Origin of the sequence: Providencia sp. PROV116 (genome assembly GCF_028482485.1) — a bacterium.
In the GTDB taxonomy this organism is placed as follows: Bacteria; Pseudomonadota; Gammaproteobacteria; order Enterobacterales; family Enterobacteriaceae; genus Providencia; species Providencia rettgeri.
This window is the reverse complement of record NZ_JAMPQO010000005.1, coordinates 65,593-87,289: the sequence shown is the minus strand read 5'-3', so window position 1 is coordinate 87,289 and position 21,697 is coordinate 65,593. Positions and strand designations below refer to the sequence as shown.

The following is a 21,697-nucleotide window of genomic DNA, read 5'->3' as shown; positions in this document are numbered from 1 at the left end:
GTTTATTTCTCCGCAACTGGATTAACACCACGCATTAGTAGGTACGAATTTTCGGTGGGAAGGCTTCACGCAGTTTTGGCTGCATGTTGACTTCACGACGCGTCATCGTTTCAGATTGCGGTAAATATAATGAGTGACATAACCAATTCGCATCGTCTCGCTCTGGGTAGTCAAAGCGGCTATGCGCACCACGACTTTCTGTACGGAAGTTTGCAGCTTGAGCAGTTGCATAAGCCGTTTCCATCAGGTTATCCAGTTCTAAACATTCGATACGCTGAGTATTAAATTCAGTCGAGGTATCATCAAGACGCGCATTTTGTAGACGTTCACGAATCACTTTCAGCTCTTCTAAGCCTTTCGCCATCGCATCACCTTCACGGAATACCGAGAAGTTATGCTGCATACAGGTTTGCAGTGCTTTACGGATTTCAGTTGGGTCTTCGCCAGTACGAGCACCTTCCCAACGGTTAAAGCGAGTCATCGCTGCATCGATATCAGATTCAGACGCATCACGCATTGAACCTTGTTCCATGATGGACTCTTTCAAATGCAGACCCGCTGAACGACCAAATACGACTAAGTCGAGAAGTGAGTTACCGCCTAAACGGTTAGCGCCATGTACAGATACACAGGCAATTTCACCGACAGCAAACAGACCCGGAATAACTTCATCTTCGCCGTTTTCATTATAACGAATAGCTTGACCAGTGACTTTAGTCGGAATACCGCCCATCATGTAGTGACAAGTAGGAATAACTGGAATTGGCTCTTTGATTGGGTCAACGTGAGCAAAGGTGCGAGATAACTCAAGAATACCCGGTAAACGTGATTCCAGAACTTCTTTTCCTAAGTGATCCAGTTTCAGTTTGGCATGTGGGCCCCATGGACCATCACAACCACGACCTTCACGGATTTCAATCATGATAGAACGTGCGACAACATCACGACCCGCAAGGTCTTTTGCGTTCGGCGCATAGCGCTCCATGAAGCGTTCACCGTCTTTGTTCAACAGATAACCACCTTCACCACGGCAGCCTTCAGTCACGAGAACACCCGCACCTGCGATACCTGTTGGGTGGAATTGCCACATTTCCATATCTTGTAGTGGAACACCTGCGCGAGCAGCCATCCCTACGCCATCACCCGTATTGATGTGTGCGTTAGTAGTTGATTGGTAAATACGACCAGCACCACCGGTTGCTAAAATAGTGGCTTTCGCTTTGAAATAAACCAGCTCACCTGTTTCCATACAAATTGCAGTACAACCTACGATATCACCATCTTGGTTTTTAACTAAATCAAGGGCATACCATTCAGAAAAAATGGTGGTGTGGTTTTTTAAGTTCTGCTGATACAAAGTATGTAACAGTGCGTGGCCAGTACGGTCAGCCGCAGCTGCAGTACGTGCAGCTTGCTCACCACCGAAGTTTTTAGACTGACCACCAAATGGACGTTGATAAATACTTCCGTCATCAAGACGAGAGAATGGCAACCCCATATGCTCTAATTCGAGGATAGCTTCTGGCCCTGTTTTACACATATATTCAATAGCATCTTGGTCACCGATGTAGTCGGAACCTTTCACGGTATCGTACATATGCCATTCCCAGTTATCAGGGTGAGTATTACCTAAAGCAACAGTAATACCGCCTTGTGCTGATACAGTATGAGAACGGGTTGGGAAGACTTTTGACAGAAGCGCGCAAGATAGGCCCATCTGTGAAATTTGTAATGCGGCACGCATACCTGCGCCACCCGCACCGATAACGATAGCGTCAAACTCTCTGATTGGCAGATTCATTTATGCACCCCACACAACAATTGTTCCGTAAATTAAATAAGCCAACAGACCTACAACGATAGCCAGCTGCAATACTAAACGAATTGCTAAAGGTTTAACGTAGTCAGTCAGCACTTGCCACATGCCAATCCACGCATGGACAAGAATCGAGAACAAGGTGAGGATTGTGAATACTTTCGTCACAGAAGAGGCGAAAAAGCCACGCCAGACTTCATAGGTAATGTCGTTAATAGCAACAAAACCAACAATGTAGAGTACGTAGAGTGCGATGACAATCGCAGAACCACGGATTAATAGCCAGTCCTGAATACCAGTACGGCCTAAAGCTGAAGCATTACTTACCATACTAAAATCCCCGCCAGAATTGCTAAAATCACGGTAATGACAAATGTAATTTTTGCAGATGAGTTACCAGCAGCAAGCGTTTCATCAACACAACCGAAATCCATTAGCATATGACGAATACCACCACAGATGTGGTAAGCCAAAGCAGTCAAGATGCCCCAAAGAATGAACTTAGCAAAAAAGCCAGTCATTATTTCAGACGCGTATTGAAAACCTTCTGGAGAGGAGAGAGATGTCCCTAACAACCAAAGCAGAATACCAACTGCGATGAGAGTAATGACGCCAGAGACACGGTGCAAGATCGAAGATATTGCAGTGATCGGGAAGTGAATCGTCTGCAAATCAAGGTTGACAGGTCTTTGTTTTTTCACAATTTTGCCCACACAGCTCTTTATTATTTTCCATCCTCCGGACCTGGGGTGGAAATCAGACAGCGACAGGGGTACAAAATGCAACTTAACACAAACTCTAATCCATCATGTTTAAATAAAGTTGCATACTGATCACGCTGGGAACTCCTACTACAGGGTAATCCGGAGACCTGCCGCTAGTATAAAGTCTTCACAATGCCATTACAATTCCCACACAAAATGTTTGGAGACATTTAGCCCGAACAGTGAGAAGGATCACGATTTAAACATTTTGTATAAATGTGCTTATCTTATTTGACAATGATTCAACATTTATCTTACATATAGGTCTGGCAGAATTATCTTAACGGTGCTGTTTACCCTTCATCGGAAAAGAAAAAACGTGAATGTTGCAATGTTAAATACTCTTCAATTTGAACTATGATGGGTATTAATAACAAAAGTTATGAAAGTTGTTCCTCTTACCACAAATAATGATATTGTAGGGAAAACAACAAAAAGAACATAACATCTACACACTCATAAACAACCTAATTACATTGTCGTCGGTCTCAGATTTCAGGTTTTATGTGATAGCGAGCTGATTTCCAAAGCATACCGGTAGAACAATGCACGAAGACACAGTATAACGCTGAGCTTCTGGGTTGTTGGGTGTCGATTATCAAGCGCTAAGGAGACCGTAATGGCTGATAACAAAGCTAAGCTAACGACTGGTAGTAAGGGTGATATTGACCTAGATATTTTAAGCCCAACGATTGGTCAAGACGTTATCGATGTCCGAACTTTAGGTTCTAAAGGGTTCTTTACCTACGACCCTGGTTTTACTTCTACTGCATCCTGTGAATCAAAAATCACCTATATCGATGGTGATCAAGGCATTCTGTTGCACCGTGGTTTCCCTATCGATCAACTCGCCACTGAAGCCTCTTATCTCGAAGTTTGTTATATCCTGCTATACGGTGAAGCACCGACTCAAGAACAATATGACGTATTTAAAAATACGGTGACTCGCCATACAATGATCCATGAGCAAATTACACGCATGCTTAATGGTTTCCGCCGTGACTCACACCCGATGGCCGTTTTATGTGGTGTTACGGGGGCATTAGCCGCGTTCTATCACGATGCGTTGGATGTTAACAACCCACGTCACCGTGAAATTACGGCTTATCGCCTGCTGTCAAAAATGCCAACAGTTGCAGCGATGTGTTACAAATATTCAATTGGCCAACCTTTTGTTTATCCACGTAATGACCTGTCATACGCGGGTAATTTCTTGCATATGATGTTCTCTACACCCTGTGAAGAATACACGGTTAATCCTGTTTTAGAGCGCGCAATGGATCGTATTTTAATTCTGCACGCTGACCACGAGCAAAATGCCTCAACATCTACAGTTCGTACTGCGGGTTCATCTGGTGCAAACCCATTTGCTTGTATCGCAGCGGGTATTGCATCACTGTGGGGGCCTGCTCATGGTGGTGCTAACGAAGCTTGCTTGCGTATGTTGGAAGAAATCCAAACCGTTGAGCACATCCCTGCATTTATCGAGCGCGCTAAAGACAAAAATGACTCTTTCCGCTTAATGGGCTTCGGCCACCGTGTTTATAAAAACCATGACCCACGTGCAACAGTAATGCGTGAAACTTGCCATGAAGTTCTAAACGAACTTGGCCTGAATGACAGTTTGCTGGAAGTCGCAATGGAGCTGGAACGTATCGCATTAAACGACCCGTACTTCATTGAGAAAAAACTGTACCCGAACGTTGACTTCTATTCTGGTATCATATTGAAAGCAATGGGTATTCCATCTTCAATGTTTACTGTTATTTTTGCCATTGCACGTACTATTGGCTGGATTGCACATTGGAATGAAATGCACGATGACGGCTTGAAAATTGCTCGCCCTCGTCAGTTGTACACGGGTTATGATAAACGTGAATTCAACTCAGAATTAGCAAAAAAATAATATTTAATTAAATCTACCCCTACACATGCTAAGGCCTCGAATTTTCGGGGCTTTTTTCATTTTTGTTTACCGAAGTTGTTTAACTTACTGTTGTTGATATTCCCTTGGTGTCATCCCACTCATTTTACGGAAAAAACTAATAAATGCGCTATCGCTTGTTAGACCAAGTTCTTGAGTAATATAGTGATAGGGTTTTTCTTGTGCGAGTAATTCAATCGCTTTAATGTAACGCCATTGTTGACGCCATGCTTGATAATTCATTCCTGTTTCTTTAAAAAAAATCCGGGTAATCGTCTTCTCACTCGCCCCAACAGTTTGTGCTAATTGGTTTAAATTTGGAGGTAATTGTTCGATATCAACCCCTTTAAAACGCCTATCTTGCGGTAATGGTAGCAGTGTTGGCTCTAAAGTTGCACTTTGTAACTCATCGATAAATACGGGCAATAAATTAGCTAAATTCCCTTGTTGCCAATCACTATCAAATGGCGCAATCGCAATACGCTCAAGTACTTCTCTCAATAAGGATGAAATACTTAATATCATCACTTCATTCCCTATTCTGTCAGCGTATTCTTGCGCTAAATAAACCGAACGGTAACCCACTGATGCCCGCATTTGAGCCCGATGAAGAACAAATGGTGGGATCCAAGCCACTCTTCCCGGAGGAAGTAAAGACAAACGATTTTCCAGTGAAATTCGTATACATCCTTGTTGTGTAAAAAGAAGTTGTCCCATTTCATGTTTATGAAAGCCAGAGTCATGCTGCCCCATTTTTGCTGCAATTCCCAATACTGGTGCGGGGTACCAGTGAGTTTGAAATTCATCTGTTTGATTTAGCCAAGCCATAATGTCTCTTTTTTGATATTTATAGTCTTTATTATTGTAATAAGACAATAAAAATAACACTAAACTGCCTGCCATTGAATCGTTGTATCTAATTAGACCCTTTATTTTTAGTAGATTGGCAGGAAAAAAAGTATGAAACACCCTCTTTCATTATGGCTTGCTGTTGCCTTGATGATGTTTCCACAAATTGTGGAAACTATATACAGCCCCGCACTCACTGATATCGCTAGTGCTTTCTCAGTAAATGCGGAACAAGCTTCACAAACGCTGTCGCTTTATTTCTTTGCTTTTGCATTAGGCGTGGTGTTTTGGGGGCGCATGTGTGACACCTTAGGGCGCCGCCCGACGATTCTGGCGGGTTTATTGATATATGGTATTGCATCTATTGGCGCGTTATTTGTCACACATTTTTATTTATTATTACTAATGAGAATGTTGTCAGCCTTTGGCGCTGCCGTAGGTTCAATTGGTACACAAACCGCCATGCGCGATAGCTACCAAGGCCATGAATTAGCGAAAGTTTTTTCTATTATGGGCGTTGCTTTGGCTGTCAGCCCCGCTTTAGGGATGTTATCTGGTGCTGGACTCGTTAATTTTGGTGGTTATCAAACCGTTTTTATCGGCTTAGCGATTTTAGCTGTGGTGCTTTTTCTCTGGTCAATCTGTCGTTTACCCGAGACCAAGCCTAAAACCGTGACTCATATCTCATTTATTAAGACATTTTTACGCATGATCGCAGATAAAGAAATTGTTAGGAATGTGATCTTGATAGCATTTTTCAACATTAATTTATTTAGCTATTACCAGCTGGCACCATTCAGTTTTGAACGATTAATGCTCACTCAACAACAGTTTGGATTAACTGGGATTTTATTAGCACTTGGAGTCGGTTTAGGTTCGATATCAAATCGCTATTTATTGGCTAAAAAACACACATCCGAACAACTTGTTAAGCTTGCCAGCCTCATTTCATTGGTGAGTGGTTGTTTAGTTTTTGTGCTAATGGATTCAATTTGGTTTATTTTACCCGTTATTGGCATTGTTATTGGTTATGGAATTGCGATCCCGAACATACTTGCCCATGCATTAAACCGTTATGGTGAGCAAAAAGGCACCGCCGGCGCCATTTTAGGGTTATTTTACTACATCGGGCTCGCCATTGGTTTGATGGTTGCAGGTTGGAGCCAGCACTTAGGTTTAGTGTTAACTATTTCAAGTGCAGTATTAGTTTTCGCATCGTTAAAATACCGAACCAAATAGCTATTTTTATCTTTATTATCAATAGATTATCAATATTCTAAGTATTTCGAATCACCGCTAGGCGGCAAAAGAGTGAAGCCCTAGGAGCATATATAAGTATATGACTAGGGTTCGTGAATGCAGCCAACAACGCTTTGATGTAAAAGGCGGCAAAAATTTAATTCTCTAAATAGTTCGAGTTGTGGCTAGGCGGCGAATAAGGGTATCTTGGGGAGCATACAAAAGTATGTGACCCAAGTAGCCGAGTGAAGCCAACACAGCCACAGTTCGAAATATGACGAGAATTTAGGCAGGGTTATCGATATCGATAAACTCCGCATCTAACCCATGTTCATCTACAAGCCACTGAGTCAGCGCTTTAATCCCATAACGTTCCGTTGCGTGATGCCCTGCACTGTAGAAATGGATCCCCATTTCCCTTGCTATATGAATGGTTTGTTCAGAAACTTCCCCTGTTACAAAGGCATCTACACCAAATTCAGCCGCTTGTAGGATGAAGCCTTGCCCTCCCCCTGTACACCATGCGATTTGACGAATTTCTTCTTTTGCATTATCACCACAATGTAAGACTTTACGACCAAGGCGAGTTTCTAAACGAGACGTTAACTCTGAAGGAGTAATCGGTTGATCAAAAAAACCAAATGGCATTAATGGGTCGATTTGGCCATTTACCTGCACCCCCATAATATAGGCAAGCTGGGTATTATTACCTAATTGATGATGTGCATCTAATGGGAGGTGATAACCATACAGGTTGATATCATTCGCTAATAATGTTTTTAAGCGATTTCTCTTCATTCCTTTGATAATGGCGGGCTCATTTTTCCAAAAATAACCATGATGAACAATGATGGCATCGGCTTTCTTTTCAACGGCAACATCCAATAATGCTTGGCAAGCTGTCACACCTGTGATGATTTTATGTACATGTGGCCGCCCTTCAACTTGCAATCCATTCGGTGCAAAATCTTGGAACTCACTAACTTTCAATTCGTCATTAATGATTTCTTCTAATCTTAAGTTATGCATTATATTGTCCTTTTTACTGCACAGCTAAACGGTTTATCCATCAGTTTGAACGTAATTCACTGATAATCAATAAGCATAAACGGAAACATGATTTTTTTCTGTGTTATTTGAAGTATATAGAATAAAAATAGGCGGGATTAAAAACAAAACCCCCACAATTCAATATTGCAGGGGTTATTACTCACCATTAAGCACTAAATTAACGATGGCCTTCTAGGGTTGTTTCTGAACGTTCTAGCCAAACAGGTTTATCACTGGTTTTTGCCCAAACCTTATGTAAATGACTATAAAACTTTGCTCTTTTTGGATAAAAAACCATAACCGGAAACGCAATAATGCCAGCCGTTACAGCAGCAGTGCGGCGTGCAAGTACCTGATTACGGGAATATTCGCGATATGTGGACATCGGTATCCTCCTTCAGTTGCCACTTTATTTGTCGATTCCAGCTTTGCTCTATCATTCCCCATTAACATACATATCCCATTAACACAGTAGTAAAGAGCGACTAAAACCGGACAGATAATATGAAATATATTGACTGTAGATAGGATATCGCAAATTGTGTAATAAAACTACTCATCTGACCACTCAATCTGTAAATTTTTCTAAAAAATCTGCTCATTTCGTATTTTTATTACATTTTTTAACCAATTAATGTTTTAATTATACACTTTAATCACAATAATTTAACAAATAAGGCCATACGCCGCTTTCTCTATTAAGCACTCTCTTTTTGCTAAATAAACAGCCATTTTTATACTTTTTTTACACCCTACCCGTGCTTTTTATCAGCTTCTTTACAACGAACTCTTTAGCCTTATCACATGGAAATAATAAGGAGAAAATACTGTGTCATTACTTTCCATTATTGGGGCAGTTCTCGTTGTTTTACTGCTGACGTATCTGATTTATGCCCTGCTTAACGCGGAGGATTTCTGATATGACTACCACCACATTGCTATTTTTAGGTAGTTTTTTACTGATCTTATTCATCTTAGCAAAGCCTTTAGGCAATGGTATTTCTCGGTTAATCGACAATGATATACCTCGTCGGTTAGCAAGCAGTGAGTCCCTACTTTGGCGTTTAACCGGAGTCAAACAGCCAGGAAGAGACATGGCTGAGATGAATTGGCAACAATATGCCTTAGCGATTGTATTATTTAATCTTTTAGGTTTTATTTTATTATTCGTTATTTTAATCTGCCAAGGCCGTTTGCCCCTTAACCCTCAACACTTTGAAGGGATGAGCTGGGATTTAGCCTTTAATACCGCCGTTAGTTTCATTACTAATACTAACTGGCAAGCTTATAGCGGCGAAAATACATTAAGTTATTTGAGCCAAATGGCAGGATTGACGGTACAAAACTTCCTTTCCGCGGCGACAGGTATTGCCGTTGCTTTCGCAATTATTCGCGCTTTTTCACACCATGGTAGTAAAACTGTCGGTAATGCGTGGTTAGATATTTACCGAATTACGGTGTATTTACTCTTTCCTTTAGCGATTATTTTTGCATTATTTTTTGTCAGCCAAGGTGTTATCCAAAATTTTTCCAGTTATTTACTTATTCACCCTTTAGATAACAGTGAACAGCTACTGCCGATGGGGCCAGTAGCTTCCCAAGAAGCGATAAAATTGCTCGGCACCAATGGTGGCGGCTTCTTTGGTGCTAACTCATCACATCCTTTTGAAAACCCAACCGCACTGAGTAATTTTGTACAAATGTTTGCTATTTTCCTGATCCCTACTGCACTTTGCTTTTCTTTTGGTCGTGCAGTTGGTAACAACAAGCAAGGCCGTACTTTACTCTGGGTTATGGGGATCGTTTTTGTGGTTGCTGCCATTGTCGTAGTTAAAGCAGAGTATGTGGGGAACCCATTTTTAACAGACTTACACGCAACAAGTACCGCCAATATGGAAGGAAAAGAGAGCCGATTTGGGATTGTTGGTTCCGCTTTGTTTGCAGTCGTCACCACTGCCGCATCTTGCGGAGCAGTTAACGCCATGCATGACTCCTTTACCGCAATGGGCGGAATGGTACCGATGTGGTTAATGCAAATTGGTGAAGTGGTCTTTGGTGGCGTTGGTTCCGGCTTATACGGTATGTTGCTGTTTGTGCTACTCGCTGTCTTCCTTGCTGGACTTATGATTGGTCGTACGCCTGAATACCTCGGTAAAAAAATCGAAGTTCGAGAAATGAAAATGGTGGCACTGGCGATTTTAGTCACCCCAACCTTAGTGCTACTTGGTACCACTCTTTCATTAATAACCGAAGCGGGCCGTGCAGGAATTTTAAACCCTGGAGCGCATGGGTTTAGTGAAGTGTTATACGCCTTTTCTTCTGCGGCTAATAATAACGGTAGCGCTTTTGCTGGGCTCAGCGCTAACACTCCGTTTTACAATGTGCTACTTGCCATTACGATGTTTATAGGCCGCTTTGGTGTCATTCTTCCTGTCTTGGCTATCGCAGGTTCCATGGCCAATAAGAAACCCCAAGCCAAAAGCCATGCCACATTGCCGACAACTGGCCCATTATTTATTGGCTTACTGGTTTTCACCATACTTCTCATTGGCGCACTGACCTTTGTACCCGCTCTTGCATTAGGCCCTATCGCTGAGCAATTACACATTGGTTTTGCCGGATAATGAGGAAAAAAAATGAAAAACAAACAAACTAAATTATTCAATAATCAATTAATTAAACAATCCATTATTGAATCTATCAAAAAATGTACACCACAAGCACAATGGCGTAACCCAGTCATGTTTGTAGTTTTTATTGGCAGTATTATCACCACGTTACTCTGGTTAGCGATGGTAACGGGTTACACACAAGGCAGTGCTTGGTTCAGCGGAATGATCACCCTTTGGCTGTGGTTCACGGTTATTTTTGCCAACTTTGCAGAAGCGCTTGCTGAAGGGCGAAGTAAAGCACAAGCTCAAAGCTTAAAAGGCGTAAAGCAACAAAGTAGCGCAACGCGGCTAGCGTCTGCCTCATTGGAGGCGAACCAAGATATCGTGAGTTCAGATCAGTTACGTAAAGGCGATATTGTGTTGATCCGTGCCGGAGAAACCATTCCTTGCGATGGCGAAGTCATCGAAGGTGGTGCTTCCGTGGATGAAAGTGCCATCACGGGGGAATCCGCTCCCGTGATCCGCGAATCTGGTGGTGATTTCTCTTCAGTGACAGGCGGAACTCGCGTACTTTCCGATTGGCTGATAGTCGAGTGTACCGTCAATCCCGGTGAAACCTTCTTAGATAGAATGATTTCCATGGTTGAAGGCGCACAACGCCGTAAAACCCCCAATGAAATCGCGCTCACTATTTTATTAACTGCACTGACTATTATCTTTGTGTTAGTTTGTGCCACCTTGTACCCATTCACCGTTTTTGCCGCAGAGCATGCAGGCGCAGGCAGTGCCGTTTCTATTTTAGTGTTAATAGCGTTATTAGTGTGCTTAATTCCAACAACCATCGGTGGCTTACTTTCATCTATTGGTGTGGCAGGGATGAGCCGCATGCTAGGAGCAAATGTAATTGCCACCAGCGGCCGTGCTGTAGAGGCAGCAGGTGATGTCGACGTTCTATTACTTGATAAAACGGGGACCATTACACTGGGAAACCGCCAAGCCTCTGAATTTTTACCGCTAACAGGTATTACAGAGCAGCAACTGGCGGATGCCGCACAACTATCGTCTTTAGCGGATGAAACCCCAGAAGGACGCAGTATTGTGGTCTTGGCAAAACAAAAATTTAATTTACGTGAAAGAGATATTCATGCCCTGAATGCAACTTTTGTTCCTTTCTCCGCAATGACACGTATGAGTGGTGTCAATATTGGCGAGCGAATGATCCGCAAGGGCTCTGCGGATGCCATCCGCCGTTATATCGAAGCCAATCACAGTAAATTTCCTGTCGAAGCGGATCAACTGGTCGAAAAAGTGGCCCATTTAGGCGGAACGCCACTAGTGGTGGTTGATAATAAAACGGTTTTAGGTGTCGTAGCATTAAAAGATATCGTCAAAGGGGGCATGAAAGAACGCTTCGCCCAAATGCGTAGTATGGGCATCAAAACGGTGATGATCACCGGAGATAACCATTTAACAGCAGCCGCAATTGCAGCCGAAGCAGGCGTCGATGATTTTCTTGCAGAAGCGACACCAGAAGCCAAACTGGCGTTGATCCGCCAATATCAATCTGAGGGTCGCTTAGTTGCTATGACCGGTGACGGCACCAACGATGCGCCAGCACTCGCGCAAGCGGATGTCGCAGTCGCAATGAACTCAGGTACCCAAGCCGCAAAAGAAGCCGGTAACATGGTGGATTTAGACTCCAACCCAACCAAACTGATTGAAGTGGTGCATATTGGTAAACAAATGCTAATGACCCGTGGCTCATTAACCACCTTCAGTATTGCTAATGATATTGCTAAATATTTTGCCATTATCCCTGCCGCTTTTGCAGTGACTTGGCCACAGCTAAATGCGTTAAATATTATGCAATTACACTCACCTGCATCCGCTATCCTCTCTGCGGTTATCTTTAACGCATTGATTATTATCTTCTTGATTCCCCTCGCCATTAAAGGGGTCAACTATCGCCCAATGAGCTCTCAATCATTATTGCAACGTAATTTAGGCATTTATGGCTTAGGCGGGTTAATTGTGCCATTTGTTGGGATCAAACTGATTGATCTGCTTATTAGTCTCTTTGGAATATAAGGAATTGATTATGAATATGATCCGTTCGTCGATGGTTATATTATTTATACTCACCATTTTTACAGGTATTGCTTACCCATTAATGGTGACTGGCCTCGCTAATATTTTTTTTCCATGGCAGGCTCACGGTTCTTTACTCACACAAGATGAGCGCATTGTTGGTTCTGCCTTAATCGGGCAAAATGTGGGTAATATTCGCTATTTTCACGGTCGCCCCTCAGCAACTGTCGATATCCCCTACAATACCTTAGCTTCTGGTGGAAGTAATTTGGCTGTCAGTAACCCATTATTACAACAAACGATGGCAGAGCGTAGCGAACAACTGCGCGCAGAGAACCCCGATGCAGGTAATGCCATCCCAGTAGATTTACTCACGTCTTCCGCCAGTGGCTTAGACCCCAATATTTCTATTGATGCAGCGTTATACCAAGCTCCACGTATTGCAAAAAGCAGGCAAATTCCATTAGATACAGTAAAATCATTGATAGAAACGCATACTGAACAGGCATTGTTGCCCTTTTTAGGTGAACCCGTCATTAATGTGCTAAAACTGAACTTAGCACTTGATGAATATCAACAACAAATAAACAGTCAAACTCACTAGGGGCTGTGATGGACAATCAAGAACCTATTCGCCCTAACCCTGATGAACTCTTGGTCAAAGCCAATGAAATTGGGCGTGGCAAATTAAAGATTTTTTTCGGTGCCTGTGCTGGTGTTGGAAAAACGTATGCCATGCTGCAAGAAGCACAGAGACTCAGAGCTCAAGGGCTAGATGTGCTGATTGGCGTAGTAGAAACCCATGAAAGAGAAGAAACGGCCGCGCTACTTGACGGCCTTTCTCTGTTGCCACCTAGGCGCATAACTCATCACGGTCGCCGCCTAAATGGTTTCGATATTGACGCAGCAATTGCTAGACATCCAGCCATAATTTTAATGGATGAATTAGCATTTAGTAACCCCCATGGCAGCCGCCACCCTAAACGTTGGCAAGATGTCGAAGAACTCCTTGATGCCGGAATTGACGTACTGACAACCATCAACGTTCAACACATTGAAAGCCTGAATGACATCGTGGGAAGTATTACAGGTATTCGCGTACGAGAAACAGTTCCAGATCATATTTTTGATGCAGCTGATGAGGTGGTATTAGTAGATCTTCCTCCTGACGACCTACGACAACGCCTTAAAGAAGGCAAAGTGTATATACCGGGGCAAGCCGAACGCGCTATTGAGCATTTTTTCCGCAAAGGAAATTTAATTGCACTGCGTGAGCTGGCTCTTCGGCGTACTGCTGACCGGGTTGATGACCAGATGCGTGAATTTCGTGATGGTAAAGGCCAAGCCCCCGTATGGCACACTCGCGATGGGCTCTTGCTATGCATTGGCCATAATACCGGAAATGAAAAATTAGTCCGTACCGCCGCACGACTTGCTGCAAAATTCGGTAGTGTCTGGCATGCTGTTTATGTTGAAACTCCCTCACTTCATCAGCTACCTGAAACCCAGCGTAGAGCTATCTTAAAAGCGTTGCGTCTTGCTCAAGACTTAGGTGCAGAAACAGCAACTTTATCCGACCCTTCGGAAGAAAAAGCGATATTACGTTATGCCCGAGAACATAATTTAGGGAAGATATTGATTGGTCGGCGTAATAAAGTAAACAAATGGTTTAAGCTCAATTTACGTCCCGGTTTTGCCGATCGTCTTGGTAAGCTCGGCCCTGATCTGGATTTAGTGATCGTCGCACTTGAAGAGAAAAGTGAGTGGGACAAAGAACCAGAAAGAAAGCCGTTCTCTGAAAAATGGCGATCGGATATGAATGGCTATTTAATGGCTATTGTGATGTGTGCTGCTATCACCTTATTTTCGCGCACCTTTTTATTGGCCCTCGATAAAGCCAACCTCGTGACACTCTATCTATTAGGTGTCGTGTTAATCGCATTATTTTATGGCCGACGCCCCTCTGTCTTCGCCGCTCTGGTCAACGTGATCAGTTTTGACCTGTTCTTTGTTCAACCCCATTTCTCCCTTGCTATCATGGATATGCAATATTTAGTCACGTTTACAGTGATGCTAATTGTGGGGGTTGTTGTGGGGAATTTAACTGCAGGTATGCGCTACCAAGCTCGTATCGCTCGGTATCGAGAGCAGCGAACACGTCACCTATATGAAATGACAAAAGAATTAGGACAAGCTATCACGACTGATGATATTGGGAGAACTGGGTACCATTTCCTTAATAATGCATTTCAAGCCAAAAGCTGCTTACTGCTCCCCGATGAAAACGACCAGTTATCACTATTAAAATGTGAAGGCCACAGTGAAATGCTGATTGATAAAGCCATTGCTAAATGGTGTTTTGATAAGCGGCAACCCGCCGGTGCTGGTACGGATACACTACCAAGCGTTCCCTATCAATTGCAACCTATCACCACTGCCGATCAAACCCTTGCCGTTCTTGCCATTGAACCAAGAAACATGCGCCAGTTATTGATCCCAGAACAGCAACGCATGCTGCAAACCTTTACAGGACTGATTGCGAGTGCTTTTGCACGTCTGCAGCTGACAAAACAAGCTGAATCAGCCAAATTAGATATTGAACGAGAACAACTAAGAAACTCCTTACTTGCCGCACTGTCTCATGACCTAAAAACACCGCTCACCGTTTTATTCGGCCAAACCGAAATCTTAATGTTGAATTTGTCTGCGGAAAAATCACCACTAACAGAACAAGTGAACCAAATGCGCCAGCAAGTACTTAGCACTTCGCGCTTGGTGAATAATTTACTGGATATGGCTCGCTTACAATCTGGCAGTATTCAGCCCAATTTAGCGTGGGAATCACTGCAAGAAATTACCAGTAGTGCTGTTAGAACCTTAGATTACACCTTACACAGCCATCCTTTAGAAATTGATATTCCAGCAGACTTACTACTTTATTGTGATGCTAACTTGATTGAACGGGTGCTAATCAACCTATTAGAAAATGCCGTAAAATACAGTCATGACGATACCCCGATTGGTATTCGAGCTACAGTTGAAGGGCAAAAAATTCATATTGAAATATGGGATGCCAGCAATGCGATTCCAAACGGACAAGAAAAAACCATTTTTGATAAATTTTCTCGGGCGCAAAAAGAGTCCGCAATTCCAGGAGTTGGCTTAGGGCTCGCCATTTGTCGTGCTATTATTCAGTTACATGGAGGCGAAATTTGGGCGCAAAATAATAATAAAGGTGGAGCGAGTTTCCATTTTATCTTACCTTTAAAGCAACTACCTGATATCGAAGTAGAAACATAAAAGGATTAACAATATTGTGAGTACTAGCCATCAAATTCTGGTTATTGAAGATGAAAAAGAAATACGCCGCTTTGTTCGTTTAGCGCTGGAAGGTGAAGGCTGGAAGGTATTTGAGGCGGAAAATTACCAACGTGGCCTCATTGAATCCGGTACGCGACAACCTGATTTGTTAATTTTAGACCTTGGCTTACCCGATGGTGATGGGCTTGATTTAATTCATGATCTACGTCAGTGGAGCAGTATTCCGATTATTGTTTTATCCGCTCGTGAAGAAGAATCACAAAAAGTGGCAGCATTGGATGCAGGTGCTGATGATTACCTCACAAAACCCTTCGGAATTAGTGAGTTACTGGCTCGAGTTAGAGTGGCTTTACGGCGCTTCGGCAAAGCCACTCAAGAAAACTCAAAATGCCAGTTTGGGGATATTACCATCGACTTTATTAATCGTGTCGTGACCAAACAAAATGAAGAACTTCATCTAACCCCGATTGAATTTCGTTTACTCAGTGAACTCGTGGCTAACAGCGGTAAAGTATTAACTCAGAGGCACTTATTACTGCAAGTCTGGGGGCCTAATTATGTGGAACATAATCATTACTTACGCATCTACATGGGCCATCTACGGCAAAAATTAGAAAATGACCCTGCACGCCCTATTCACTTATTAACCGAAACAGGAATTGGTTATCGGTTTATGCCTTAACAGATGACCATTTATTGAATTCTAGGAATCTTACCGATAGTTTAAATTAAAAGACTGCTTATAATTTACTCACCTTTTTTCTATGGAGAGAAATTCGTGCAATCACTCACAGCCCAACTATCAAACCGTTTTTCATCTGCTTTAGTCCTTTTTTTAAGTATTTTTGTGACTACTCAAGCCCTTGCGTTAAGCCCTGAAGAAAAAATGCGTACTGAATCATTATTAGCAGAGCTTGGTAAACAACAAAACCTTACTTTTACACGTAATGGCACTGAATATTCTGCCGCTGACGCAGAATCTCATTTGCGATTAAAACTGCGTAAAACAGAAAAACGCCTCAAAACTGTAGAACAATTTATTGATAACGTAGCTTCAAAATCGTCCATTACTGGCGAAGAGTATCAAGTTAAAGATGCGCAAGGTAATGTGACTTCCGCGAATGAATATCTGCATGAATTATTAAAAGAAAAAGTGGATAGCAAATCCAAATAGGTTCTTCAGATTTTGTAGGCTTTGTAGATTACTATAAAAAACGCTGACATTTATTTGTCAGCGTCAGACTGCTGACAAACATACTATGTTTGGCGGCAAGTCTAATAGGTTTTGAAAATAAACGAGGAAAATCAATTTATTGATTTTTGGCTGATAACACAAAGCGGGAAAAACCACGCTTTTATCCCGCTTTGTCAACAACCTCACGCTGACATTTATTTGTCAGCGTTTTTTGTGCTAATACTCGATCTGGCCCCTAAATAATTTGTACCACAGGTAGGCGGCAAATTAAGTTATCCCGTGAGCATACATAAGTATGTGAATCGGGTAACTTAATGAAGCCAACACCCCTGTGGTGCAAAGTATGACGGGGACATCAAATTAAGAATTTTCGAGTTTCGCCCAAGTATCACGCAACCCCACAGTCCGGTTAAAGACTAAATGTTCTGCACTACTTAACTTGTTATCCGCACAGAAATAGCCTTCGCGTTCAAACTGATACGCTTTTTCTGCCACGGCATTTTTCAGGCTCGGCTCAACAAAACCTTGACGAATAACCAGTGAATCTGGATTGATAACCGATAAGAAATCGTCTTCTGCACCTGGGTTTGGCACAGTGAATAAACGGTCATACAGACGAATTTCTGCAGGTAATGCGTGAGCGACACTTACCCAATGAATAACGCCTTTCACTTTACGGCCATCTGCTGGGTCTTTATTTAATGTGCCTGCATCATAAGTACAGTAGATGGTTGTGATGTTACCATCTGCGTCTTTTTCAACACGCTCTGCTTTAATAATGTATGCATTACGCAAACGAACTTCTTTGCCTAATACTAAACGCTTATATTGGCGGTTCGCTTCCTCACGGAAATCTGCACGGTCGATATAAATTTCATTGCTAAATGGCACTTGGCGCGTTCCCATCTCCGGTTTATTTGGATGGTTTGGCGCTGTTAAAATCTCTTCACCCGCTGGCATGTTTTCAATCACCACACGAACTGGGTCAATAACCGCCATAGCACGTGGTGCTGACTCATTCAGATCATCACGAATACAGGACTCTAAAGAGGCCATTTCAACGTTGTTGTCTTGTTTTGTCACACCAATACGTTGGCAAAATTCACGGATAGAGGCTGCAGTATAACCACGACGGCGTAAGCCTGATATGGTTAACATACGAGGGTCATCCCAACCATGCACGTGTTTTTCAGTGACTAATTGGTTTAATTTACGCTTAGACATCACCGTGTATTCCAAATTCAGACGAGAAAACTCGTACTGACGTGGATGGCAATCAATGGTGATATTGTCTAATACCCAATCATATAAACGACGGTTGTCTTGGAATTCTAAGGTACATAAAGAGTGCGTAATACCTTCTAATGCATCAGAAATACAATGCGTGAAGTCATACATTGGGTAAATGCACCATTTATTGCCAGATTGGTGATGTTCCGCAAATTTAATGCGATATAAAACCGGGTCGCGCATCACCATAAATGGGGATGCCATATCGATTTTCGCACGTAAACACGCTTTTCCTTCTTCGAAGCCACCCGCACGCATTTTTTCGAATAATGCTAAGTTATCTTCAATAAGGCGCTCACGGTATGGGCTATTTTTACCCGGCTCTTTCAATGTTCCACGATATTCGCGAATTTGATCTGGGCTGAGCTCGTCAACGTAAGCTAAGCCTTTTTTGATCAGCTCAATTGCATATTGATACAAGGTATCAAAGTAGTCAGAGGAATAGCGAACATTACCGCTCCACTCAAAACCAAGCCATTTAACGTCTTCTTGAATCGAGTTAACGTATTCGACATCTTCTTTTACAGGGTTGGTATCATCAAAACGTAAATTACATTGGCCTTGATAATCCTTGGCAATGCCAAAATTCAAGCAGATTGATTTCGCATGACCAATATGTAAATAGCCATTCGGTTCAGGTGGAAAACGCGTATGCACTGACGTGTGTTTTCCGGTCGCCAGATCTTCATCTATGATCTGACGGATAAAATTTGTTGGGCGAGCATCTGCCTCATTCATTGTCATCATTCCTCAATGCCAAAAGCGCGCTAAAAGCGTGTAGTAACTAAATATATTCTACCATAATCAATCAGGAAACAACCGTTTGATTGCGCCAAGTGCGGCAAAAGCGATGATCAGAAGGAATTTAGGACAAAAACCTCATTTTTGCCTACCGAAATACGCGATTTTAAACCAGTAACATAACAGCTAAAACCACGAGTAACAGTAGTGGATAACTTTGGGCATGACGTTTATCGCTAAGGTAAGGCATTAATAAAGAAGCAAAACGTATCCCTAGCCACGATGTCACAATTAAAATTAATGCCCCTTTGATATAGATCATCCCCAGAAAGCCCGATCCGAGGTCAATGTGTTTATCAATAGCGAAATAAAAATAGGTTAATGTACCCGTGATCGCCATTGGTAATGTCAATGGATTCGCAAAGGCAGCGGCTTGGATCATACTGGCACCACGGCGCCGCATTAATGGAACAGTCATCACACTGCCACCAACACCTAAAAATGCCGCTACCGCGCCAATCACCACACCAATCGGAGTATCTGCAAAAATACCACCACGAGAGAGTTGTATCCCCGTAGATTCTGTCTTCATAAAACCGGGACGAATAAAACAATCTAAAATAGTGATGATGAGATAGCCAATAAATATCCAACGAATTAATTCATTATCTACCGATAACGATACAATCGCCCCAAATATCCCCCCCACTGAAATAGGGATAATAAATGGCTTTATAATTGGCCAGCTGAGATTTCCTTTTAAATAATGAGCGCGACTTGATAATGTTGATGAAAAAATCATCACGCAAGTGGATGTTGCCACTGCAATTTGCATTGCCACGGTTCCTGCATCGCTTTGTGGCCCCCATACTAAGGTAATTAGCGCATATAACAGTGGAACGGTGATAAAGCCGCCACCAAAACCAAATAGTGCGGTGGTGATCCCCGAAATAAAGCCAAATAAGCACAGAAGCAGTTCCACAGAAAATTCCTCATCAGTCATTGAGAAAATATCTTATCGATGAAAAAAGCCCCTTGCTTATGCAGATTTGACAACCTTGTTTGAGATTTCGCCAATGTTATTAATAAATGCAAATTGATGAATACAAATAAAGGGAGCTCAACTCCCTTTATTTAACATCATTCAAACATGAATAATAATTACCATTCGTCCCGATAATCAAATGAAACTTGATACACAAATTTATCTAAATCAATTTGATGAATGACATGACTTTGAATTTCAATTACCCATTCTTTTTGCAAATCAAATACTCCGTTGTTAATAATATTTTCATCTTTAGGATCAATTGTTTTATCTATCAGAAAATCATCATCTCCAAAATCTTCTGAATATTCTTCACCCATAAATTCACCAGTTTGCTTATCAAACCATTGAGTATGTAGTTTTAATCCCATTGTTTATTCCTCTTCATAGATATTTTTTTATATTACGTTTAGGATCTGCTGGTTTCAATTGTTTACCACTTTTTGGATCGAATACACCTATATGCTGCCCATCACTACCTCTATATCCCTCCAATTCTCCATGTTGAGAATCCCACTCATAGATTTTACGCCCTTTGTCACCAACCCACCGATTACGCCGTCCCCCACCACCTTGTTTTGGCGTTTTTCCTTGCACTGGCTTTAATTCACCTAAGCCTTTTATTTCATCAACTTTAGGTGCAGGATGATAAGAATGACCTTTTTCTTTAACACCTTTTCTTTCATCATCTTTTCCCTTTATTTTTCTTACCGCCTTTGCTTGCCGCAATATAAATTGGCTTGACACCGATGTTCTCAGAAAAAACAATAATAAAAGGAGATTGCGGGTTAGAACTTGAATTTATAACGGAAGTTGGAAAAGAAGGTGAACTAATCGGGATGCCTGAAGGCCGTTGAATATCATATATTTCACCAGGTAACGATTTCAATCTCTTCGGGTTAGGTAAGGGAGTACCTGTGAAAACCTCAGGTTTTCCTATCTGTATATATCTATCTTTTTGTTCATTTGGCAGTGAATAACTAAAAAGCCCTTTTTGTTCAGTGGGGATTGCTGGTATAACTCGAGTCTCGACTGGTGAATTTGTTGGAGTTAATTCAATAATTTTTTGTCCATTACTTATATGCTCTGTAGGAACGGCATAAGTTTCAACAATGCCCTTGTTAAATAATCAAAATCATGTTTTGAAAAGCCATGTAATGTATCTATTCCGGGTGCACCCGCTGGTGGCGAATATGTTAGTAATCCAATACCTAATCCCACCGACCGCCCAATAACAGTACCTAGAGGGTCACTGTTAGAAAGAGGGGTGATACCGAGTTTGAAAGTACTGACTGGTGCAGCATGGCTGATTATTAGAGGGGACGGTTTTAAGGTTGATAAAGAAGCATTTAATGCTGAAGTAAGTACAGGAGAAATTGTTACTGCTTGATTATCAAAAATTTTATATCTTAGGCTGTCTGTTACTGACTCATATATTTTTATTTTACTTTTAAAATCCTCCCTGAGCATAGATAGTGTTTGTGCAAATGTTTTTATATATATTTTTTGTGCTTCTAAAAAATCACCTCGCCTAAATGCATCCATCATCTGTTTAGCACGCTTATCATATGTCAGAAAAGGGCAATCTTGTTCCCCACACCTAGGGCAAAGGTTACACTTCAATATGTTCATGATGTCATCATTTTGCTGCATGGATGTTCCTTATCAAAAGAGTGTGTTATCCCAAACACTGCCCACAAAGCTAACAATTAATTATGTTTTCTTTATGCACTGGACTCAATTGATACTGATTATCATTA

The 21,697-nt window shown here is 41.9% G+C and carries 20 protein-coding genes; 9 read left to right on the top strand and 11 right to left on the bottom strand.

What is annotated here, in order from left to right; genetic code table 11:
- Window positions 1-34: 34 nt before the first annotated feature.
- Genes sdhA through sdhC form a run of 3 tightly spaced genes read right to left on the bottom strand, consistent with a single transcriptional unit; the run spans window position 35 to window position 2,529 of the window.
- Window positions 35-1,801 carry a succinate dehydrogenase flavoprotein subunit gene (gene sdhA / locus PSE72_RS04640; RefSeq protein ID WP_004909067.1) on the bottom strand — a complete coding sequence of 589 codons (1,767 nt, stop codon included), beginning with the start codon at window positions 1,799-1,801 and terminating at the stop codon, window positions 35-37.
- Entirely contained in the window at window positions 1,802-2,146 is a 345-nt protein-coding gene (gene sdhD, locus PSE72_RS04635) for a succinate dehydrogenase membrane anchor subunit (protein ID WP_004909064.1), read from the bottom strand.
- A complete protein-coding gene (gene sdhC / locus PSE72_RS04630) occupies window positions 2,140-2,529 on the bottom strand; it encodes a succinate dehydrogenase cytochrome b556 subunit (protein WP_004909059.1) in 390 nt (129 codons plus the stop codon). Before sdhC ends, sdhD begins: the two co-directional genes overlap by 7 nt.
- Before the next feature lie 670 nt (window positions 2,530-3,199).
- On the opposite strand from sdhC, the gene PSE72_RS04625 reads away from it, so the two are divergent.
- Window positions 3,200-4,486, top strand: coding sequence for a citrate synthase (locus tag PSE72_RS04625; RefSeq protein WP_004909058.1), 1,287 nt, complete (start codon window positions 3,200-3,202; stop codon window positions 4,484-4,486).
- Window positions 4,487-4,570: 84 nt separating this feature from the next.
- Here PSE72_RS04625 and PSE72_RS04620 read toward each other — a convergent pair whose 3' ends face one another.
- Window positions 4,571-5,332, bottom strand: coding sequence for an AraC family transcriptional regulator (locus PSE72_RS04620; RefSeq protein WP_272575588.1), 762 nt, complete (start codon window positions 5,330-5,332; stop codon window positions 4,571-4,573).
- Between the two features lie 132 nt (window positions 5,333-5,464).
- Between PSE72_RS04620 and PSE72_RS04615 the strand changes: the two genes are divergently transcribed.
- Window positions 5,465-6,592 (top strand): multidrug effflux MFS transporter, encoded by a 1,128-nt coding sequence (locus tag PSE72_RS04615; protein ID WP_272690913.1) that lies wholly within the window; start codon window positions 5,465-5,467, stop codon window positions 6,590-6,592.
- A 285-nt stretch (window positions 6,593-6,877) separates the two neighbouring features.
- Here PSE72_RS04615 and PSE72_RS04610 read toward each other — a convergent pair whose 3' ends face one another.
- The gene (locus tag PSE72_RS04610) at window positions 6,878-7,621 is read right to left on the bottom strand and encodes a type 2 GTP cyclohydrolase I (protein WP_217007782.1); all 744 of its coding nucleotides are present in this window, start codon (window positions 7,619-7,621) and stop codon (window positions 6,878-6,880) included.
- 199 nt (window positions 7,622-7,820) lie between these two features.
- Window positions 7,821-8,027, bottom strand: a complete 207-nt coding sequence (locus tag PSE72_RS04605) for a YbfA family protein (protein WP_004909050.1) — start codon at window positions 8,025-8,027, stop codon at window positions 7,821-7,823.
- A gap of 444 nt (window positions 8,028-8,471) precedes the next feature.
- Here PSE72_RS04605 and kdpF point away from each other — a divergent pair, with 444 nt between their 5' ends.
- The 7 genes from kdpF to PSE72_RS04575 all read left to right on the top strand — a co-directional run bounded on the left by kdpF (window position 8,472) and on the right by PSE72_RS04575 (window position 16,837).
- The gene (gene kdpF, locus PSE72_RS19935; protein ID WP_071524535.1) at window positions 8,472-8,561 is read left to right on the top strand and encodes a K(+)-transporting ATPase subunit F; all 90 of its coding nucleotides are present in this window, start codon (window positions 8,472-8,474) and stop codon (window positions 8,559-8,561) included.
- 1 nt (window position 8,562) lies between these two features.
- Entirely contained in the window at window positions 8,563-10,266 is a 1,704-nt protein-coding gene (gene kdpA / locus PSE72_RS04600; RefSeq protein WP_115167732.1) for a potassium-transporting ATPase subunit KdpA, read from the top strand.
- Between the two features lie 12 nt (window positions 10,267-10,278).
- Window positions 10,279-12,342, top strand: a complete 2,064-nt coding sequence (gene kdpB / locus PSE72_RS04595; RefSeq protein ID WP_109912832.1) for a potassium-transporting ATPase subunit KdpB — start codon at window positions 10,279-10,281, stop codon at window positions 12,340-12,342.
- Window positions 12,343-12,352: 10 nt separating this feature from the next.
- A complete protein-coding gene (gene kdpC / locus PSE72_RS04590; protein WP_115167733.1) occupies window positions 12,353-12,946 on the top strand; it encodes a potassium-transporting ATPase subunit KdpC in 594 nt (197 codons plus the stop codon).
- An 8-nt stretch (window positions 12,947-12,954) separates the two neighbouring features.
- Window positions 12,955-15,642, top strand: coding sequence for a two-component system sensor histidine kinase KdpD (kdpD, locus tag PSE72_RS04585; RefSeq protein WP_115167734.1), 2,688 nt, complete (start codon window positions 12,955-12,957; stop codon window positions 15,640-15,642).
- 16 nt (window positions 15,643-15,658) lie between these two features.
- Window positions 15,659-16,345, top strand: coding sequence for a two-component system response regulator KdpE (gene kdpE, locus PSE72_RS04580; protein ID WP_115167735.1), 687 nt, complete (start codon window positions 15,659-15,661; stop codon window positions 16,343-16,345).
- Window positions 16,346-16,441: 96 nt separating this feature from the next.
- Window positions 16,442-16,837: a DUF5329 family protein gene (locus tag PSE72_RS04575; protein WP_115167736.1), complete on the top strand. Its 396-nt coding sequence runs from the start codon at window positions 16,442-16,444 to the stop codon at window positions 16,835-16,837.
- Between the two features lie 381 nt (window positions 16,838-17,218).
- On the opposite strand, the gene glnS is transcribed toward PSE72_RS04575, so the two are convergent.
- The 5 genes from glnS to PSE72_RS04550 form a co-directional block, all read right to left on the bottom strand.
- Window positions 17,219-18,886 (bottom strand): glutamine--tRNA ligase, encoded by a 1,668-nt coding sequence (gene glnS, locus PSE72_RS04570; protein ID WP_004909016.1) that lies wholly within the window; start codon window positions 18,884-18,886, stop codon window positions 17,219-17,221.
- A gap of 169 nt (window positions 18,887-19,055) precedes the next feature.
- On the bottom strand, window positions 19,056-19,871 hold the full coding sequence (locus PSE72_RS04565) for a sulfite exporter TauE/SafE family protein (protein WP_217007783.1): 816 nt from the start codon (window positions 19,869-19,871) through the stop codon (window positions 19,056-19,058).
- 179 nt (window positions 19,872-20,050) lie between these two features.
- A complete protein-coding gene (locus PSE72_RS04560) occupies window positions 20,051-20,308 on the bottom strand; it encodes a colicin E3-like toxin immunity protein (RefSeq protein WP_115167737.1) in 258 nt (85 codons plus the stop codon).
- A gap of 13 nt (window positions 20,309-20,321) precedes the next feature.
- Window positions 20,322-20,684: a colicin E3/pyocin S6 family cytotoxin gene (locus PSE72_RS04555; RefSeq protein ID WP_254178878.1), complete on the bottom strand. Its 363-nt coding sequence runs from the start codon at window positions 20,682-20,684 to the stop codon at window positions 20,322-20,324.
- Between the two features lie 330 nt (window positions 20,685-21,014).
- The gene (locus PSE72_RS04550; protein WP_115167738.1) at window positions 21,015-21,590 is read right to left on the bottom strand and encodes a hypothetical protein; all 576 of its coding nucleotides are present in this window, start codon (window positions 21,588-21,590) and stop codon (window positions 21,015-21,017) included.
- Window positions 21,591-21,697: the final 107 nt, after the last annotated feature.

Coding starts and splice junctions, on each gene's coding strand:
- PSE72_RS04610 (WP_217007782.1), bottom strand. CDS start 7,621: ATGCATAACTTAAGATTAGAAGAAATCATTAATGACGAATTGAAAGTT.
- sdhD (WP_004909064.1), bottom strand. CDS start 2,146: ATGGTAAGTAATGCTTCAGCTTTAGGCCGTACTGGTATTCAGGACTGG.
- sdhA (WP_004909067.1), bottom strand. CDS start 1,801: ATGAATCTGCCAATCAGAGAGTTTGACGCTATCGTTATCGGTGCGGGT.
- PSE72_RS04550 (WP_115167738.1), bottom strand. CDS start 21,590: ATGCAGCAAAATGATGACATCATGAACATATTGAAGTGTAACCTTTGC.
- PSE72_RS04615 (WP_272690913.1), top strand. CDS start 5,465: ATGAAACACCCTCTTTCATTATGGCTTGCTGTTGCCTTGATGATGTTT.
- PSE72_RS04625 (WP_004909058.1), top strand. CDS start 3,200: ATGGCTGATAACAAAGCTAAGCTAACGACTGGTAGTAAGGGTGATATT.
- kdpB (WP_109912832.1), top strand. CDS start 10,279: ATGAAAAACAAACAAACTAAATTATTCAATAATCAATTAATTAAACAA.
- PSE72_RS04620 (WP_272575588.1), bottom strand. CDS start 5,332: ATGGCTTGGCTAAATCAAACAGATGAATTTCAAACTCACTGGTACCCC.
- PSE72_RS04560 (WP_115167737.1), bottom strand. CDS start 20,308: ATGGGATTAAAACTACATACTCAATGGTTTGATAAGCAAACTGGTGAA.
- kdpD (WP_115167734.1), top strand. CDS start 12,955: ATGGACAATCAAGAACCTATTCGCCCTAACCCTGATGAACTCTTGGTC.
- kdpA (WP_115167732.1), top strand. CDS start 8,563: ATGACTACCACCACATTGCTATTTTTAGGTAGTTTTTTACTGATCTTA.
- glnS (WP_004909016.1), bottom strand. CDS start 18,886: ATGAATGAGGCAGATGCTCGCCCAACAAATTTTATCCGTCAGATCATA.
- PSE72_RS04605 (WP_004909050.1), bottom strand. CDS start 8,027: ATGTCCACATATCGCGAATATTCCCGTAATCAGGTACTTGCACGCCGC.
- kdpC (WP_115167733.1), top strand. CDS start 12,353: ATGAATATGATCCGTTCGTCGATGGTTATATTATTTATACTCACCATT.